6 protein-coding genes and 1 riboswitch are annotated in these 18,410 nt (G+C 70.4%); all 6 genes read right to left on the bottom strand.

The window, feature by feature from the left end:
• Positions 1-5: 5 nt before the first annotated feature.
• Positions 6-4,787, bottom strand: coding sequence for a type I polyketide synthase (locus tag FHR72_RS21890; RefSeq protein WP_183472086.1), 4,782 nt, complete (start codon positions 4,785-4,787; stop codon positions 6-8).
• Entirely contained in the window at positions 4,784-6,529 is a 1,746-nt protein-coding gene (locus FHR72_RS21885; RefSeq protein WP_311736228.1) for an AMP-binding protein, read from the bottom strand. Before FHR72_RS21885 ends, FHR72_RS21890 begins: the two co-directional genes overlap by 4 nt.
• A gap of 104 nt (positions 6,530-6,633) precedes the next feature.
• Positions 6,634-12,159, bottom strand: a complete 5,526-nt coding sequence (locus tag FHR72_RS21880) for a type I polyketide synthase (protein WP_183472084.1) — start codon at positions 12,157-12,159, stop codon at positions 6,634-6,636.
• A complete protein-coding gene (locus FHR72_RS21875; RefSeq protein WP_183472082.1) occupies positions 12,156-13,937 on the bottom strand; it encodes an AMP-binding protein in 1,782 nt (593 codons plus the stop codon). The genes FHR72_RS21880 and FHR72_RS21875 overlap by 4 nt, the downstream gene beginning before the upstream one ends.
• 556 nt (positions 13,938-14,493) lie before the next feature.
• Positions 14,494-15,216, bottom strand: a complete 723-nt coding sequence (locus tag FHR72_RS21870; protein ID WP_183472080.1) for a thioesterase II family protein — start codon at positions 15,214-15,216, stop codon at positions 14,494-14,496.
• Between the two features lie 16 nt (positions 15,217-15,232).
• On the bottom strand, positions 15,233-18,091 hold the full coding sequence (gene gcvP / locus FHR72_RS21865; protein WP_183472078.1) for an aminomethyl-transferring glycine dehydrogenase: 2,859 nt from the start codon (positions 18,089-18,091) through the stop codon (positions 15,233-15,235).
• A gap of 136 nt (positions 18,092-18,227) precedes the next feature.
• Positions 18,228-18,326: riboswitch (glycine riboswitch) on the bottom strand.
• Between the last annotated feature and the right edge of the window lie 84 nt (positions 18,327-18,410).

Here is an 18,410-nt window from a genome sequence, read left to right as displayed (position 1 = left end):
CTCTTCTAACTCAATCTTTCCGACAGTCTCGCCAGCAGCTCTTCCTCGGCCAGGTCGTCATACGCATCTGCGTCGACGCCGTCAGCCCCGTCGCTGACAGCGTCGCCCCCACCCTCGGTACCGGCGATCTCGATTATCTCAGGAAGAACCGACGCCAAATAATCGGCGAGCGCCTCCACCGTCGGGTAGTCGAACACCACCGACGCGGGAAGCGCCTCCCCCAGGCTTTCGCTCAGGGAGCGCTGCAACGTTACGCTCATCAGCGAATCCATTCCGAATTGGAAGAATCCGACGGTCGGGTCCAGCGTGTGCGCCGAAGCCAACCCCATTGCGGCCGCGACCTGGGCAATCACGAAGTCTGTGAGCAGTTCGGTGCGCCGCTCGGGCTCGCAGTCTTTCAGCTCCTGGCGAAACTTCGTGTCACCGGTCAACGCGGGCGCCGACGCCGCTTCTCCGACGAGCAGGTCGTCGAGGATGTGCAGCTGCGCGCGTGTGTGGTACGCCGCGGCCAACCGTGGCCAGTCCGCCGCGACGACGGTGGCCCGCGCCGGTGCCTGCGGCCCGATGAACGACCGCAGCGCGGTGATCGCCACCGCGTCCTCCATCGGCTCCAAACCCGACTCCAGCGTCGCCTGACGCTCGAACCCGGTCTGCACGTCGGCCAGCGACTTCCACAGGCCCCAGTCGATGGCGCACGCCGGCAGCCCGGCCGCCCGCCGAGCGAACGCGAAGGTATCCAGGAACGTCGTGGTCGCCGCATAGTGGGCCAGCCAGCGCGAACCGAGCACGCCGGAGATCGACGAGAACAGCACGAACTGGTCGAGCTCGTGAGCGAGGGACAGCCTGTGCAGCACGGCGGCGGCGTCCATCTTCGGCCGGAACATCGCGACCACGTCGTCGTGGGTCATCTCCGTCAGCGTGACGGGGCCGCCGCTCATCGCCGCCAGGTACACGCCCTTGAGCGGTGGCAGATCCTTGCCGAAGCGGTCGAACACCGCGCGCATCGAGGTTTCGTCGCCCGCGTCGGCGGCCGCGGTCACGACCGTGGTGCCCGAGGCGGCCAGGCGGGAGGTGAGCTCGTCGAGGCGGGATCCCGGGTTGCGCGAGACTGCGACGACGGTTTTGGCGCCCATCGCGGCCAACTGGTCGATCAGGCCCGGGCCGATGTTGCCGGTCGCGCCGATGACCAGGTGGGCGCCGTCGGCGTCGAGGGTCTCCGGGCCGCTCGGAGCCGCGGGCAACGCGTGCACGAGCCGGGCCACGTGGCGGGTTCCCGCGCGGTAGACGATCTGGTCCTCGCCGTCGTCGCCGTGCGCCTCGGCCAGCACCCAGCGGGCCGCGACGGACGCCGGCACTGAAGCGTCGGCGTCGATCACCGCACCCCAGATCTCGGGGTGCTCGAGCGCCAGCGTGCGACCCAGGCCCCACAGGACGGCCTGCGCCGAGTCGGCCCGGTCCCCCACGCTCACGGGCTGCGCGTTGCGGGTCAACAGGTAGAGCTTCGGCGGCGCATCCGCACCCGCCGCGGCGGTGGCCAGGGCGCGGCCCGTCTCGAAGAGCTCGTAGCCCAGCTCGTCACTCGTCGACGGCGCGTACAGCACATGGGTCGCGCCGGCGAGGTCCGCGGGTCCGCCGGTAGCGACGTCGCGGCCGAGGACTCCGCGCAGGGCCTCGGCGAGCTCGTCGTCGCCGACGACCAGCCAGGTCTCGGATCCAGAGGGCGAATCATCCTGCACCGCAAGGGGTTTGACGGGCCAGGTCAGCTCGCAGAACCACTCCGCGGGTACCTGGCTGCCCGGGGGCAGCGCGCCCGGGCGGGCGGCGCCGGCGCGGCGCAACGGCCGGACATCCACCCAGTGGCGTGTGTGGTGCCACGGCGTCGTCGGCAGCACGAGGTGCGGTTCGGCACCGTGGGGTGTCTGCGGCGGCCGCGACGTATGGGTCGCGTTGACGTGAGCCCGGAAGACGACGGTGTCGTCGGCGTCGCGGGCCAGCGTGCCGAGCGTGCGGTACTCGGAGGCATCGGACCCGAGGCCCAGCGTGTCGTTGATCGACTGCCCCAGCGTCGAGTGCGGGCTGATCTCGATGAACGTGCCGTGGTCGGCGGCGGCGGCCGCGATCGCCTGGCTGAACCTGACGGGTTGGCGCACGTTGGCCACCCAGTACTCGGCGTCGAGCACCGGCGAGGTGGACGGTTCCGTGACCGTCGACAGGAACGGCAGCGTCGGGATGTTCGGCTCGATGTCGGCCAGCGCGCTGCGGATGTCGTCGAGGACGGGGTCCATCAGCGCGGTGTGGGACGCGACGACCATGTTGACCCGGCGGGCGAACGTGTTCAGCCCGGTGACCGTGGCGATGACGGCATCCACCTCGTCGGGCAACCCGGCCACCACCGTCTGCTGCGGCGACAGGTAGCCCGCGATCTCGACGCTCGGGTGGCCCGCGATCAGGGCCTCGCATTCGTCGGCCTCGACGTTGAGCAGCGCGACCGCACCCTGACCGGCGAGGCGCGACATGATCGACGACCGCTGGGCGATCACCTTCAGCCCGTCGGCGACGCTCAAGGCCCCGGCGACCACCGCGGCGGTGACCTCACCCATCGAATGGCCGATCACGGCATCCGGGTGCACGCCGTAGGAGCGCCACAGGTCGGTCAGCGCCAGCTGCAGGCCCATCAGGACCGGCTGTACCTGCGCGTCACCGCTGATCTCCCGCCCCTCGGCGAGGATGTCGCGCAGCGAGAACCCGACCTGCTCGACGAAGACGGGCTCGATCGCGTCGACCGCGCGCGCGAAGTCGGGTTCGTCGGCCAGCAACTGCCGGGCCATCCCCGGCCACTGCGAACCCTGCCCGGAGTAGACGAAGACCGTGCCGGGCTTCGGCGCGGACACGGCGGCCGGCACGACGCCGGGTGCGGACTGTCCGGATGCCAGTGCGGCCAGTCCCGCGACGGCCTGGGCGGTGTCGCGCGCGACGACGGTCGCGAAGCGGCCGTGCTGCGAGCGGTGGTGGTTCAGGCTGTGTGCGACGTCGGCCAGCGCGGCCTGGGAGCCCTCGGGCCCGGCGAGCCACTCGGTCAGGACGGCGGCCTGCGACGCGATGCGCTCCGGGGTCTTGCCCGACACCACCAGCGTCGTCACCGCGGACGGCGGCTCGTCGGCGGAGGTGTCGTCGCGGGAGGGCGCGGCGACGGGCGCCTGCTCGACGACCACGTGCGCGTTGGTGCCACCGAAACCGAACGACGAGATACCCGCGCGGCGAGGCCGTCCCGCAGGCGCCCAGTCGGTGTGCTCGGCGACGACCTTGAGTCGCAGCTTGTCGAACGGGATGTGCGGGTTGGGGCTCTGATAGCCGAGGTTGCCCGGAATCTCGTTGTGCTGCAACGCCAGCACGGCCTTGGCGAAACCGGCGATGCCCGCGGCGGCCTCCAGGTGGCCGAGGTTGGACTTGACCGCGCCGACGAGCAGGGGCGCGTCGGCCGGGCGGCCCTTACCGAGCACGGTGCCCAGCGCCCGTGCCTCGATCGGATCGCCGAGCAGGGTGCCGGTGCCGTGGGCCTCGACGTAGTCGACCTCGCGGGGGTTCACCCCGGCGGCGGCATACGCGGCCCGCAGCACAGCCATCTGCGCCGAGGGGTTCGGCGCCATCAGGCCGTTGGACCGGCCGTCCTGGTTCACCGCGGAGCCGCGGACCACGGCGAGCACGCGGTCTCCGTCGCGCTGGGCGTCCGAGAGTCGTTTCAGCACGGCCACGCCGCAGCCCTCACCGCGCACGAAACCGTCGGCGGCGGCGTCGAAGGCGTGGCACTGCCCCGTCGGCGACATGGCCTCGGCCTGGTCGAGGCTTCGCGTCCCGGCGGGCGACAGCAGCAGGTTGACCCCCGCGGCCAGCGCCAGGTCGGAGTCGCCGGTGCGCAGGCTCTGCACCGCGAGATGGATGGCGACCAGGGACGACGAGCACGCGGTGTCGATGGTGACCGACGGGCCACGCAGGTCGAAGTAGTACGAGACGCGGTTGGCGATGATGCTGATCGAACCGCCGGTGCCGTACCACGCGTCGACGCCGCTCAGATCCGTCGAGCCGAGCTGGGCGTAGTCACCGGCGCTCGCCCCGGCGAACACGCCGGTACGGGTCTCGGCGAGGGAATCGGCCGCGATCCCGGCGTTCTCCAAAGCCTCGTGGGTGACCTCGAGCAGCAGCCGCTGCTGCGGGTCCATCCGGGCCGCTTCGCGCGGGATGATCTCGAAGAACTCGGCGTCGAACGCATCGAGGTCGCGCAGGAACGACCCCCACTTGGTGGTGTTCGCCAGCGCCGCGGCGCCCTCGGGCGTGCCGTCGTCGAACCACGACCAGCGGTCGCCGGGCACCTCGCGGACCGAGGACCGGCCCTCGGTGAGGAACTGCCAGTAGGCGTCGGGTCCCTCGATGTTGCCGTCGAGGTCCGGCCCGCCCGGGAAGCGGCAACCCAGGCCGATCACCGCGATCGGCTCGTCCAGGGTGGGGAGCCGATCCTGATCGGGCCCCGGGTCGACGGGCTCGACATCACCGCCGGTGAGGAACTTCGCGAGCGAGTCGACCGTCGGGTACTGCCAGAAGTCCACCGGCGACACCGTGCGCCCGAGGAACTCCGAGAGCACCCCGGTCAGCACGACCGCATCGCGCGAACCGACGCCGAGGTCGTGCATCGACGCGCCGCGCTCGATGTGCTCCGGACTGCAACCGTTGTTCGCGACCAGGTAATCGACCAACCAGCGACGAACAGCAGCCTCGTCGAAAGCTGAGGTCATGTAGTGGCGTCCAGACGGCTGAACTTGCCGGTGCGATACAACTCCACGCTCGACGCGCGGCGCACCTTGCCACTGGTGGTCAGCGGCAGCGAGCCGGGGGGCACCAGGGCGAAGTCGGACAGCCGCACGCTGTGGGTCATCGAGATGGCCGAGGTGACCTGCTGCTTGATGGTGTCCACCACCGAGGGGTCCACCTGCTTCTTCAGCTCGGCGATCACCACGAGCCGCTCGGTCGCCTCGTCGGGCACCGACACCGCGGCGACGCGGCCGCCGGTGAACTCGGCGACCGTGGCCTCGATGTCGTCGGGGTAGTGGTTGCGGCCGTCGACGATCAGCAGGTCCTTGATGCGGCCGATGATGTAGAGCTCGTCGTCGAACATCACGCCGAGGTCGCCCGTGCGCAGCCACGGCCCCTTGGGCGTGCCCGCGGCCGGTTCGCTCAGCTGCGCGGCGAACAGCTCCGAGAGCTTCGGGTTGTGCCAGTAGCCGCCGGCGACGTGTTCGCCGTGCAGCCAGACCTCGCCGATCTTGCCCGCGGGGTTCTCGACGAGGGTGTCGGGGTCGACGACGCGCGCGGTGGTCGACCGCGGAGCGCCGCAACCGATCAGCTCCGCGCCGTCCTCCCCGTCGCAGCGCTCGGCGTGGCCGGCGGCGAGCTTCTCGAAGTCGAACCGCACGGCCGTCGGCGGGCGCCCGCCCGCCGAGGCGGCCACGTACACGGTGGCCTCGGCCAGGCCGTAGGACGGCCGCATCGCGGAGTCGGGCAGACCGAACGCGGCGAAGCGCTCGTTGAATCGGCGCACCGTCGCGCCGTGCACGCGCTCGGCCCCGTTGATCATCACGACGACGCTGCTGAGGTCCTTGCCCGCCATGTCCTCGTCGCTGGTGCGCTTGACGGCCAGCTCGAACGCGAAATTGGGGGCGGCGGTGAACGCGCTCGGGTTCGAGCCGAGCAGCTGCATCCAGCGCGACGGCTTCATCATGAACGCGACCGGGCTCATCAGCACCGCGGGACGGCCGAGCATCATCGGGATGAACACCCCGACGATCAGGCCCATGTCGTGGTAGAAGGGCAGCCACGACACGATCGTGGTGTCGGCGGGCGGGCCGTCGGGGTAGGTCTCGTAATAGTCGGTGAGCAGCTGCTCGAGGTTGACCACCACGTTCTTGTGGCTGACCACCACACCGGCGGGGTTGCGGGTCGAGCCCGACGTGTACTGCAGATAGGCCGTCTTCGGCACGGACGCCTGTGGGGCGGCCTTGGCGGGCGAGTCGAAGTCCAACGTGTCGACCTCGAGGAACTTCGGCGGACGCTGCTTCGGATCGGCTTGCCCGTACCTGCGGATCTCGTCGACCACCGCCGAGGTGGTGAGCACCACGACCGGGGTGGAGTCGGCCATCGCGCCGGTGACGCGTTCGTCGTGATGGCGCGTCTGCGGCATCGACAGCGGCACCGCGATGAAACCGGCCTGGATCGCGCCCAGGAACCCGACGATGTACTCCAGGCTCTGTGGGGCCAGGATCACCGCACGGTCGCCGGGCGAGCCGATCTTCGCGAGCTTCTCGGCGACGACGAGCACCCGCTCGTGCACCTCGGACCACGTGAGGCTGTCGGTGACGCCGGCCGGGTCCGCCTCGTAGTCGACGAAGGTGTACGCGGTGTCGTCCGGCTGCTTCTGCGCGCGATCGGCGAGTACGGCCGGGATGGTGGTTTCCGACAGTGCTGTCACAGAACCGGCCATCACAGAATCACTCCCAACATCCAACCCAACCTTCACACTCGACGTCACTCAACCCTGTCGGACCCCTTCCGACATGGTCTCCCCTTGCGGGCCGATTTGGAAAATCAGTTCTCAACGCTGTCGAACAGCGAGTCCAGCAGGCTGTCGCCCGAGTCGTCCGCGCCCTCGTCGTCGGCCGCCGAGGTCTGCTGGGGAGCCACCTTCTCGGCCAGGTGTGCAGCCAGCGCGCCGATGGTCGGGTAGTTCCACAGCATCGTGGCCGACAGCTCGATACCGGCGAGCTTCTCCACCTCGCGCCTGATCGACATCGCCATGACCGAGTTGAGTCCCATCTCGGCCAGCGGACGGTCCGAGTCGACCTCGTCCTCGGAGATCCGCAGCTCGGTCGCCAGGATGGCCCGCAGCCCTGCCTCGAGCTCGGCCAGCACCTCTCCGGGCGCCATCTCCGACCACGCACGTTCCGGTCCGCGGGCCGGCTCCGACTCGTCGGAGTCGGCGTCGTCGGCCAGGGTCGGCGCCATCACCACGTGGGCGACGTCGAACGTGCTGGCGTACTCCCATGCGGCGAACGCCTCGGCCGGGTTGACCGGTCGCGACCCCTGCCGGGCGAGCTCGTCGATGACGACCTGCGCGTCAGAGCCGAAGCCGAGCCCGTGCCAGGCCACCCAGTCCAGGCTGGCGGTCACGCCACCCTGGCGGTGGCGGGCGCGCGCGAGCCCGTCGAGGTAGGCGTTGCCCGCGGCGTAGGCGCCCTGCCCCGGCACACCGAACACGGTGCCCGCCGATGCGGTCAGGTACAGGAAGTCGACCTGCTCGACCGGGAACACCTCGTGCAGTGCCCGGGCGCCCGCGACCTTCGGCCACAGGGTGCGGCGCAGCCGTTCGTCGTCGATGTCGGTGAGCAGCTGGCTGTCGGTCAGACCGGCACCGTGCACGACGCCGCGGATGGGCGGAGCGCCCTGGTCGTCGCGGCGGTCGATGAACTCCGTCAGCGCATCGTGGGAGCCGATGTCGAGCGAGGCCACCTCGACGGCGACACCACGGACCTCCAGCGCGCGTACCGCCGCGATCCGCTGCCGGGTGTCGGCGTCGAGATCCTCGTCGTCCCACCGGCGGCGCGGCGGCAGTGCCGTCCGGCCGGCCAGGATGACGCGGCGGGCGCCACGGTCGGCCAGCCATCCGGCGGTCAGCAGGCCCAGTGCACCCAGACCGCCCGTGATCAGGTATGCGGCGTCCGGGCGGCACCGCAGCGCCTCCCGGACCGGCTCGGCGGCGATGGGCGCCAGCGCCGGTGCGAAGAACTCACCGTCGCGCAGGGACAGGAGGGATTTCGCGGGGGTGGGCAGCACGCCCGCCAGCGATGCGGCGGCGGCGCCGAGGTCGGCCGCGGCCGGGAGGTCGACGAGGCCGCCCCACAGCTGGGGCTGTTCGGCGCCGACGACACCGGCGATGCCCCACAGGCAGCTCTGGCGCAGCGAGTCCTCCGACTCGGCGTCGCGGACTCCCTCGGTGACGATCCAGAGGCGAGGGTCCTCGCGATCGGTGCGGGCGGCGAGCCGGCCGACCAGCGCGGCCACCTCACCCGACAGCCGAGCCGCGACGGCCAGGTCGTCGTCGGAGCCCCGGCCGGAGTCCCCGTCGGAGGCGCCGGTGTCGGGCACGTACAGGACGCACTGCGCGGTCGCCTCGTCGGTCAGGCGGTAGCCCGCCGCGACGAGTCCGTCACGCAGCGCCACGGCGGTGGCACCGCTTCCGGCGACGGCCAGCGTCGCGCCGGTGGTGGTCGCCGCGGGGGCGTCCCAGGGCTGCCAGGTGAGCGCGTGGGCGACGGTGCGCGGGTCGGCAGGCGCCGACACGGGATCCGACCCGGACGGGCCCGCCTGCACGTCGACGTAGCGCAGGCCGCGGATGTCGACGCGGGTGCTGCCGTCGGGGACGGTGACCGTGACGTCGAGGACGAGGTCGTCTCCCGCGGTCTGCCTGCGGTGCACCGCGACCGTGCCGGATCGGTCCGCCAGATCACCTGTCGCAGAGAGGCTTTCGACGCCCGCCGGTACGAGCAGACGGGTGTCGGTGATGTCGGCCAGACGCGCGACCTGCACGGCCGCGTCGAGCAGCGCGACCGCGGAGGCGTCCTGCCACTGCACCTCGGCGAGCACGCCGTCGGTCGTGGCGCGGCACGAGTCGATCGTCCACGGGAACGGCTGTCCCTCGATGCCCCACTTGGCCTGCAGCTCTTCGACGGTCGACCGGTCGTAGTCCGTCGCGCCGGTCACGTCGACCCGGGGAGTGTCCGCGACGGCCTGCCCGGTGGAGATCCGGGCGGTGGCGTGGCGCACCCAGCGGTTCGCCGCGGCGTCGGCGCTCGGCGCCGAGGCCATGGTGACGGTGTCGCCGTTGGCGACGACCTGGATCACCTGCGCCTGGCCCACGACGACGGGCCGCTCGAAGCTGATGTCGGACAGCGCCGAGGCGCCCGACTCGGCAGCGGCCAGCGTCAGGGTCCGCAGCAGCACCGACATGGGCACGACCTCGACGCCCTGGATCCGGTGGAACCCCGGGTAGGGCTTGGCCTCGCGCACCAGCCGGGCCTGCCACAGGTGGGTCGGAGGGCTCGTCGCCACCGACGTCAGATCTCCCAGCAGCGTGCCCAGTCGCGGGGCGGCCGGGCCGCGCCGATCGGTCTTCGCGGCCTCGACCCAGTGCCGGGTGTGGTGCCACGGCGTCAGCGGCAGTGACGGGTGCGGCTCGGGGGCGTGGTCGGTGACCGGCGGCTTGCTGGTGTACGTGCTGTTGAGATGCGTGTGGAAGGACAGCGTCTCGTCGGATGCCCCGTCGTTCTTGTCCTCGGTCTCGCGCAGCAGCGTCGGCACGCTGTGGTGATGGGCGGTGCCCAGGGTGTCGCTGATGCCGTAGGTCAGCAGCGGGTGCGGGCTGACCTCGATGAACGTGCCCATCTCGGCGCCGGCGGCCGACACGGCCTGCTCGAAGCGCACGGGGTTGCGCAGGTTGTCGACCCAGTAGTCGGCGTCGAGCGCCGGCTCCGGACCTTCGTGGTCGCGGGTCGTGATGATCATCGGGATGTTCGGCGACACCGGCCGCAGGCCCTGCAGCGCCTCCCGCAGCTCGGGCAGGATCGGATCGATCGTGGGATGGTGCGAGGCCACGTCCACCTCGACGCGCCGGGCGAGGCGGTCCTGTGCGGACACTGCGGCGATGACGGCGTCGACCTGATCCGGCGGGCCGGCGATGACGGTCTGCCGCGGCGATGCGTACACCGCGAGGGTGACGTCGGGATAGTCGGCGATCAGCGTTTCGGCCGACTCGGGGTCGAGTTCGATGAGTGCCATCGCACCTTGCCCGGACAGCCGCTTCATCAGCGACGACCGGGTGGCGATGACCTTCAGGCCGTCGGCGACCGACAGTGCGCCGGAGACCACCGAGGCGGCGACCTCACCCATGGAGTGGCCGATCACGGCGTCGGGGTGCACACCGTAGGAGCGCCACAGCTCGGTCAGCGCCAGCTGCATGCCGACCAGCACCGGCTGGATGCGGTCGATGCCGGTGACCGTCTCGCCGTTGGCGATGATCTGCTGCAGGGAGAAACCGACCTGCTCGACGAACACGGGTTCCAGCTCGGCGATCGCGGCGGCGAACGCGGGCTCCTCGGCCAGCAGCCGCCGGCCCATGCCGGTCCACTGCGAACCCTGCCCGGAGTAGACGAACACCGTGCCCGGACGGCACGAACCCTGGTGCGGCGTCACCACACCCGGGGCGGTGCGGCCCTCGGCGAGTGCGCGCAGCCCGGCGAGCGCCCCGGCGCGGTCGCGCGTGCACACCGTGGCGAACTTCGAGTGCTGGGCCCGGTGGTGGTTCAGCGAGTGGGCGATCTGGTCGAGCGGTACCTCGGCGCCCGCGCCGGTCATCCATTCCGCCAGGGCGCCGGCGGTCGTCGCGACACGCTGCGCGGACTTGCCGGAGACCACCAGCGTCGTCACGGCGGAGCCGGCGCTGGCGCCGTTGAGGTCCTGGCCCCTGCCGACACCGTCGGGTGCCTGTTCGAGCACGACGTGGGCGTTGGTGCCGCCGAAGCCGAACGACGACACACCGGCGGTCCGTGGATGTTTGGTCCGGACCCACTCGGTGGGCTCGTCGACGACCTTCAACCGCAGGTTGTCGAACGGGATGTGGGGGTTCGGCGACTGGTAGTCCAGGTTGGCCGGGATGCGCGCGTGCTGCAGCGCGAGCACGGCCTTGGCGAAGCCGGCGATGCCGGCCGCGGCCTCGGTGTGACCGAGGTTGGACTTGATCGCGCCGAGAAGCAGGGGCGAGTCGGCCGGACGGCCGCGGCCGAGCACCGTGCCGAGCGCGCGCGCCTCGATCGGGTCGCCGAGCAGGGTGCCGGTGCCGTGGGCCTCGATGTAGTCGACGTCGCGGGGTTCCACGCCCGCGGCCGCGTAGGCCGAGCGCAGCACGGCCATCTGGGCGGCCGGATTCGGCGCCATCAGGCCGTTGGACCGGCCGTCCTGGTTGACCGCCGAACCGCGCACGACCGCCAGCACACGATCGCCGTCGCGGATCGCATCGGAGAGACGCTTGAGGACCGCGACGCCGCAGCCCTCGCCGCGGACGAAGCCGTCGGCGCGCGAGTCGAAGGCGTGGCAGCGACCCGACTGCGACATGGCCTCGGCCTGATCGAAGCTGCGGGTCACCGCGGGTGAGAGGATCACGTTGACACCGCCGGCGAGCGCGACGTCGGAGTCACCGGTGCGCAGGCTCTGGCAGGCGAGGTGGATCGCGACCAGCGACGACGAACACGCGGTGTCGACCGTGACCGACGGGCCGCGCAGGTCGAAGTAGTACGACACCCGGTTGGCGATGATGCTCAGTGCGCCACCGGTTCCCGAGTACGCGTTGACCTCGGAGAGTTCCTTGGAGGCCATGACGCCGTACTCGCCGAGGCAGGCGCCGACGAACACACCGGTCTGGGTGTGGCGCAGAGAACTCGGTCGGATTCCCGCGTATTCGAGCGCCTCGTGGGTGACCTCCAGCAGCAACCGCTGCTGTGGGTCCATCTTGTCGGCCTCGCTGGGCGAGATCTCGAAGAAGTCGGCGTCGAACTGGTCGATGTCGGACAGGTACGAGCCCCAGCGGGTGGTGCCGGCGAGTGCGGCGGCGCCCTCGGGGGATCCGTCGTCGTACCAGGACCACCGCGTCGGCGGCACCTCGCTGACCGCAGAGCGACCGTCGGACAGGAAATCCCACAGCTCGTCGGGGCCGTGAATGTCTGCGCTGTCGCCCGGGAACCGGACACCCAGACCGACGACCGCGATCGCGTCCTCGGCGATCCGGTGTGTCGGGGTCACCTCGACGGCCGTGTCGACCTCACCGCCGGTCAGGAACTTGGCCAGCGCGTTGATCGTCGGGTACTGCCAGAACTCGACCGGAGACACAGTGCGGCCCAGCAACTCCGACAGCTCTCCGGTGAGCACGACGGCGTCGCTGGATCCGACGGCGAGATCGTTCAGTGGGGCATCGAGATCGATCTCATCAGGACTGCATCCGATGTTGGTGACCAGATAGTCGACCAACCAGTGCCGGATTGAGTCCTCGTCGAACTCAGAGGTCATGTGGTGACGTCCAGGCGGCTGAACTCGTCGAGGCGATAGCGGTCGACACAGGCCGAGCGCCGGATCTTTCCGCTGGTGGTGATCGGGATGGAGCCCGGTGCCACAAGAACCAGGTCAGAGACGCGCACGCTGTGGGACTTCTTGATCGCCGAGGCGACCTCGCGCTTGACGGCGCGCAGCTTGTCGAGCGCCTCCTCCTCGGAGGTGCCCTTCTTCTTCATCTCGACCACCGCGACCAGCTGCTCGCTGGTGTCGTCGAGCACCGAGATGGCCGCGACGCGACCGCCGGTGATCTCCTGGATCGTGGCCTCGATGTCGTCCGGGTAGTGGTTGCGACCGTCGACGATCAGCATGTCCTTGATGCGGCCGATGATGAACATCTCGCCCTCGCTCATCACGCCGAGGTCGCCGGTGCGCAGCCACGGGCCGACCGGGGTGCCGTCGGACGGGTTCACGATCTCGCCGCCGAAGGTGCGCTCGGTCTTCTGCGGGTCACGCCAGTAGCCCATCGCGACCTGCTCGCCGTGCACCCAGATCTCTCCGACCTTGCCGTCGGGGTTCTCGATGCAGCTCTCCGGATCGACGATGCGCACGGTCGACGAGCGCGGCGCGCCATAGCTGACCAGCTCGGTGCCGGCATCGGTACCGCAGCGTTCGGCGTGGCCGGCGGCGAGCTTCTCGTAGTCGAAGCGCACCGTGGCCGGGGTATGACCCATCGGGGCCGACACGACGTACAGGGTGGCCTCGGCGAGGCCGTAGGACGGCAGCACCGTGGTCTCGGGCATGCCGAACTTCACGAAGCGCTCGTTGAACCGGCGGATGGTCGCCACGTGGATGCGCTCGCTGCCGCTGATGATGCCGAGCAGGTCGCTGAGGTCCATGCCCTCGAGGTCGGCGTCGGTCGTCCGGCGCACCGACAGCTCGAAGGCGAAGTTCGGCGCTGCCGACCAGGCGCACGGGTTCAGCGCGAGCTGCTGGATCCAGCGGGCCGGCTTCTGCAGGAATGCCACGGGGCTCATCACGACCGCGGGCCGGCCGTGCAACGCGCCGCCCTCGTCCTCGTTCGGGGTCAGCAGCGAGGCGAACACCCCCTGGATGAGGCCCATGTCGTGGTAGAAGGGCAGCCACGACACCATCGTGATGTCGCGCGGGGGAACGCCGTTGCGGTGCTCCATGTAGTCGTCGAAGACCTGCTTGACGTTCGCGATCACGTTCGCGTGCGTCATGATCACGCCGGCCGGGGCGCGGGTCGAGCCGGAGGTGTACTGCAGGTAGGCCGTCTTCGGCAGCGGGCCGACATTGACCTCGGGCGTTTCCGGCGAGTCGAGGTCCAGTGCGTCGACCTCGATGACGGCAGGCGGGTTCCCGCCAGGCAGGCCGCCCACGTAGTTCAGGATCTCGCCGACGACGGCGGAGGTGGTCAGGACGGCCACCGGCTGGCAGTCGCGCAGCGCACCGCTGACGCGCTCGTCGAGCTGGCCCATGGCCGGGACCGGCAGCGGCACCGCAATCATGCCGGCGGCCATCGCACCGTAGAACGCGACGATGTACTCGAGGCCCTGCGGCGCGAGGATGGCGGCGCGATCGCCCTTGCTGCCGTGGCGCAGCAACTCGGCGGCGACGACCTGCACGCGATGGTGGACCTGGGACCACGTGAGGGACTCGGCGAAGCCCGAGGGGTCCACGTCGAAGTCGAGGAAGGTGTATGCGACATCATCGGGCTGGGTACGCGCGCGATCAGCGAGCAAGCCAGGAATGGTCGACTCAAGCAACGGCATGGCGACGTCGTCCTTTCACTTAATCCTGCGCCCCGGCTTCATTGCCGTGGAGTGGCAAACCAGATCGCAGCTCTAGGCCGCGCATTCCCCCGCTCGCCGGAAGGCTAGCACCGACCCGTCAATAATGTCGTCTAATCCGACGAAGGATTACATCACGAGTTGCTTGCCAGAGGGAAGCTGGCAGTTGAGGGCGAATTTCGCCGAAACTGTGCGCACGTGCGTGCCCAACTTGTTCCTTATCCGGACCACAGGGTTTTGCCAGTTAATGAAAGAGCCCACATAATCCATGGGTTTCGGGTTGCTCAGGGGTGCGACTGCCGGGTGAGCGAGTACGCGGTCGCGACCACCGAACACAGTGCTCCCCTCGTCTTGACGCGCTCGTAAGGGGTTTGCCCAGATCGCACGCGCGCGTCAATTAAATACCTGACTCACCGGTAAGTTGCAGGTCCGGCGGCGTCTTCCCCGGCCGCTGTACGGCAGCGGACGGAGCGCGAACCGTGTGCTCGGCGGGGATCTCAGCGACCGGCGAGTGTGGCGAAGACCACACGAAATCGGACTACCCGCGCAGGCGGGACCACACTTTCTCCTCGAGATCGGGAACGAGCTCCCCGAGGTGGTCATTGAGGTAGAAGTGGTGTCCCTTGAAATCACGCACGGTGAAACCCGCCGTGGTCCGCTGCGCCCACGGCAGCACGCGATCCTGCGTGGCGATCTCGTCGTCGTCCCCGTAGTACGCGTGGATGGGGCACGACAGGGTCACCTCGGGCGGGCAGCTGTAATTGGCGATCGCCTTGAGTCCGCGCAGGGTCGGCAGGATCGCGGCCGCGAACTCCGGGTTCTTCATGAACTCGGGATCCGCGCCGGTGATCGTGCTGACCGCCGCGAGCAGGCCCTCGTCGGTGTCCGGGATGTCGTCGTAACCCACCAGGCCGGGGGCCGCCACCGCCGAGACGAACAACGCGGCGATGGGCCGTCCGGCCGCCTCGAAGCGCCGTGCGACCTCGAACGCGAGCAGCCCGCCCATGCTGTGGCCGAAGAACACCACCGGCCCGCCGTGGTCCTTGTCCGGGGAGACCATCGTGCAGATCTCGTCGGCGACCGCAGGCAGGCTCGTGAACGATCCGAAATCCTGCTTGCCGCCCTGTCTCGGATACTGCACCGCGGTCCGCTTGATGTCGGTCGTGAACGTCTTGGCGAACGGCACGTAGTACTGCGGCGTCCCGCCGGCGTGCGGAAAGATGAACAGCTTGGGCTGAGCCTGGTTCTCCCCATCTGTCATGCGGTCACCCTATCGCTCAGGCGAAGGCTTCCACGGGCGGGCATGAGCAGACCAGGTTGCGGTCGCCGTACGCGCCGTCGATGCGCCGCACCGGCGGCCACACCTTGGGGCGGAAGCCCTTGCCCAGCGGATACGCCGCCTGCTCGCGGGTGTAAGGGTGGCTCCAGTCGTCGACCAGTAGCGACTCCGCGGTGTGCGGCGCACCGCGCAGCGGGTTGTCCTCGGCCGGCCACTCCCCCGAACCCACCTTGTCGATCTCGGCGCGGATCGCGATCATCGCGTCGCAGAACGCGTCGACCTCGGCCAGCGACTCGCTCTCGGTCGGTTCGACCATCAGCGTGCCCGCCACCGGGAAGCTCATCGTCGGGGCGTGGAAGCCGTAGTCCGCCAAGCGCTTCGCGACGTCGTCGACCGTCACGCCGGTGGCCTTGGTGATGCCGCGCAGGTCGAGGATGCACTCGTGGGCGACCATGCCGTTCTCACCGGTGTAGAGCACCGGGTAGTACTCGTCGAGACGGCGGGCGATGTAGTTCGCCGACGCGATCGCCACCAGAGAGGCCGACCGCAGGCCCCGCGCCCCCATCATCCGGATGTAGGCCCAGGTGATGGGCAGGATCGATGCCGACCCGTACGGCGCCGCCGACACGGTGTGGGTGTCGGACAGCTCCTCGGCGAGCGGGTGCCCCGGCAGGTACGGGGCGAGGTGCGACCGCACCGCGACCGGGCCCACACCCGGGCCGCCGCCGCCGTGCGGGATGCAGAACGTCTTGTGCAGGTTCAGGTGGCTGACGTCGCCGCCGAAGCGGCCGGGCCGGGCGAGGCCGACCAACGCGTTCAGGTTCGCCCCGTCGACGTAGACCTGCCCGCCGGCGTCGTGGACCGCCGCGCAGATGTCGGCCACGTCGTGTTCGTAGACCCCGTGGGTGGACGGGTAGGTGATCATCAGCGCCGACAGGCGGTCGGCGTGCTGGGCGACCTTGGCCCGCAGATCGTCGAGGTCGACGTCGCCGTTGGCGCGGCAGGCCACCACGACGACCTTCATCCCGACCATCGCCGCCGACGCGGCGTTGGTGCCGTGTGCGCTGGACGGGATCAGGCACACCGTGCGCTCCCGGTCGCCCCGGGCGTTGTGGTAGGCCTGGATCGCCAGCAGGCCGGCGTACTCGCCCTGCGAGCCGGCGTTGGGCTGCAGCGAGATCTCGTCGTAGCCGGTGATTCCGGTGAGCCACGACTGCAGGTCGGCGATGAGCCTGCGCAGCCCCGGGGTGTCCGACGCCGGCGCGAACGGGTGCTGGCGGCCGAACTCCGACCACGTGATCGGTTCCATCTCGGCCGCGGCGTTGAGCTTCATCGTGCACGACCCCAGCGGGATCATGCTGCGGTCCAGTGCGATGTCCTTGTCGGCCAGCGACCGCAGGTAGCGCATCATCGCGGTCTCGGTGCGGTACTTCGCGAACGCGGGATGGGTCAAGAACGGCGAGGTCCGGGTCGCGACAGGAGAATCGGCCGGGCCGACCGGAACCGGAGAGGCCGAGAACGCGGCGAGCACGTCGGCGATGTGGGCCTCGGTGGTCGCCTCGTCGCACGCCACGGACACGTGGTCGGCGTCGGACACCCACACGTTGATGCCACGCTCCTTGGCCGCGCCCCGCACCTCCTCGGCGCGCCCCGGCACCCGGGCCTGCACGGTGTCGAAGAACGATTCGTGGACGACCTCCACCCCGGCCGCGGAGAGGCCCGCCGCCAGCGACCTGGCGTGCCCGTGCACCCGGGCGGCGATGCCGGCCAGGCCGTCGGGTCCGTGGTAGCTCGCATACATCGCGGCCATGACCGCCAGCAGAACCTGCGCGGTGCAGATGTTGCTCGTGGCCTTGTCGCGGCGGATGTGCTGTTCGCGGGTCTGCAGCGCGAGCCGGTAGGCGGGCGACCCGTCGGCGTCGACCGACACCCCGACCAGGCGGCCCGGCAGCTGACGGGCCTGCTTGGAATGCACGGCGAGGTAGCCGGCGTGCGGACCGCCGAACCCCATGGGCACACCGAAGCGCTGCGTGCTGCCGAACGCGACGTCGGCGCCCATCTCTCCGGGCGGGGCGATCAGCGTCAGCGCCAGCAGATCGGCGCCGACCGCGACGAGCGCACCGCGGTCGTGCGCCTCGGCGATGAGGCCGCTCCAGTCGTGGACGCCTCCGCTCGCGCCGGGAAGCTGGACGATCACGCCGAAGAAGTCGCCGTCGGGTAGGCCCTGGCGCAGGTCCGCGGTCACGATCTCGATGCCCAGCGGCTCGGCGCGGGTGGCGAGGATGGCCGCGGTCTGGGCGTAGACGTCGGCGTCGACCGCGAGCCGGTTCGCCGGTCCGCGCACGGCGCGGTGCATCAGGGTCATCGCCTCGGCCGCAGCGGTGCCCTCGTCGAGCATGGAGGCGTTGGCGACCTCGAGCCCCGTCAGGTCGGTCACCATGGTCTGGAAATTTAGGAGGGCTTCGAGGCGGCCCTGGCTGATCTCGGGCTGGTACGGGGTGTACGCGGTGTACCAGGCCGGGTTCTCCAGGATGTTGCGCTTGAGCACGGGCGGGGTCAGCGTGTCGAAGTACCCCTGGCCGATCATCGACACGGCGACGGTGTTCGAGTCGGCCAGCGCGCGCAGTTCGGCGAGGGCCTCGTGTTCGGAGGCCGCCGGTGGCAGGTGTTCGAGTCCCGGAGCGATCCCGTCGGCGCCGAGCCGGTCGAGGATCACCGAGGGCACGGCCTTGTCGGCCAGTTCGTCCAGGGACTCGACGCCGATCGTGCGCAGCAGCGTCTCGACGGCCTCGGCGTCGGGGCCGATGTGCCGGTCGACGAAGGCCGGGACGGACGGAGAGTGGGGCTGATCAGACACGGGGCGGCTTCTCCAGGGGGACGCGGGCGAGCGGCTCCTCCCCCTCTGTCGTCGACCCGTGTCGGGCTGCCTGAGAGATTCGGCCTGCCGGCCTTTCCCCATGGGCGGGTGCGCGCACCGCTTTCCAGAGGCATCGGGGCCTGGTGCGGTCCTGGGTGCCTGAGAGGTTGACGGAGAGGTGTTGCTCCTTCGGCGTCCGTGGCTGGCGGCCACAGAACTCTCCCGCGCAAGGGCGATGCGCCAGCGATACTACCGTTCGGCCGGGTCGGGCGCCGCCGTCGGGCTGCCGACGGGCACGAAAAAAGGGCCGCCTCGGCGA

Origin of the sequence: Mycolicibacterium iranicum (assembly GCF_014190915.1) — a bacterium.
Taxonomy (GTDB): domain Bacteria; phylum Actinomycetota; class Actinomycetes; order Mycobacteriales; family Mycobacteriaceae; genus Mycobacterium; species Mycobacterium iranicum_B.
This window is presented reverse-complemented; position numbering and strand designations above follow the sequence as displayed.

Bases quoted from the DNA above. Each gene is read 5' to 3' on its own strand.
- FHR72_RS21890 (WP_183472086.1), bottom strand. From the start codon at position 4,787: ATGACCTCAGCTTTCGACGAGGCTGCTGTTCGTCGCTGGTTGGTCGAT.
- FHR72_RS21885 (WP_311736228.1), bottom strand. From the start codon at position 6,529: ATGGCCGGTTCTGTGACAGCACTGTCGGAAACCACCATCCCGGCCGTA.
- FHR72_RS21875 (WP_183472082.1), bottom strand. From the start codon at position 13,937: ATGCCGTTGCTTGAGTCGACCATTCCTGGCTTGCTCGCTGATCGCGCG.
- FHR72_RS21870 (WP_183472080.1), bottom strand. From the start codon at position 15,216: ATGACAGATGGGGAGAACCAGGCTCAGCCCAAGCTGTTCATCTTTCCG.
- FHR72_RS21880 (WP_183472084.1), bottom strand. From the start codon at position 12,159: ATGACCTCTGAGTTCGACGAGGACTCAATCCGGCACTGGTTGGTCGAC.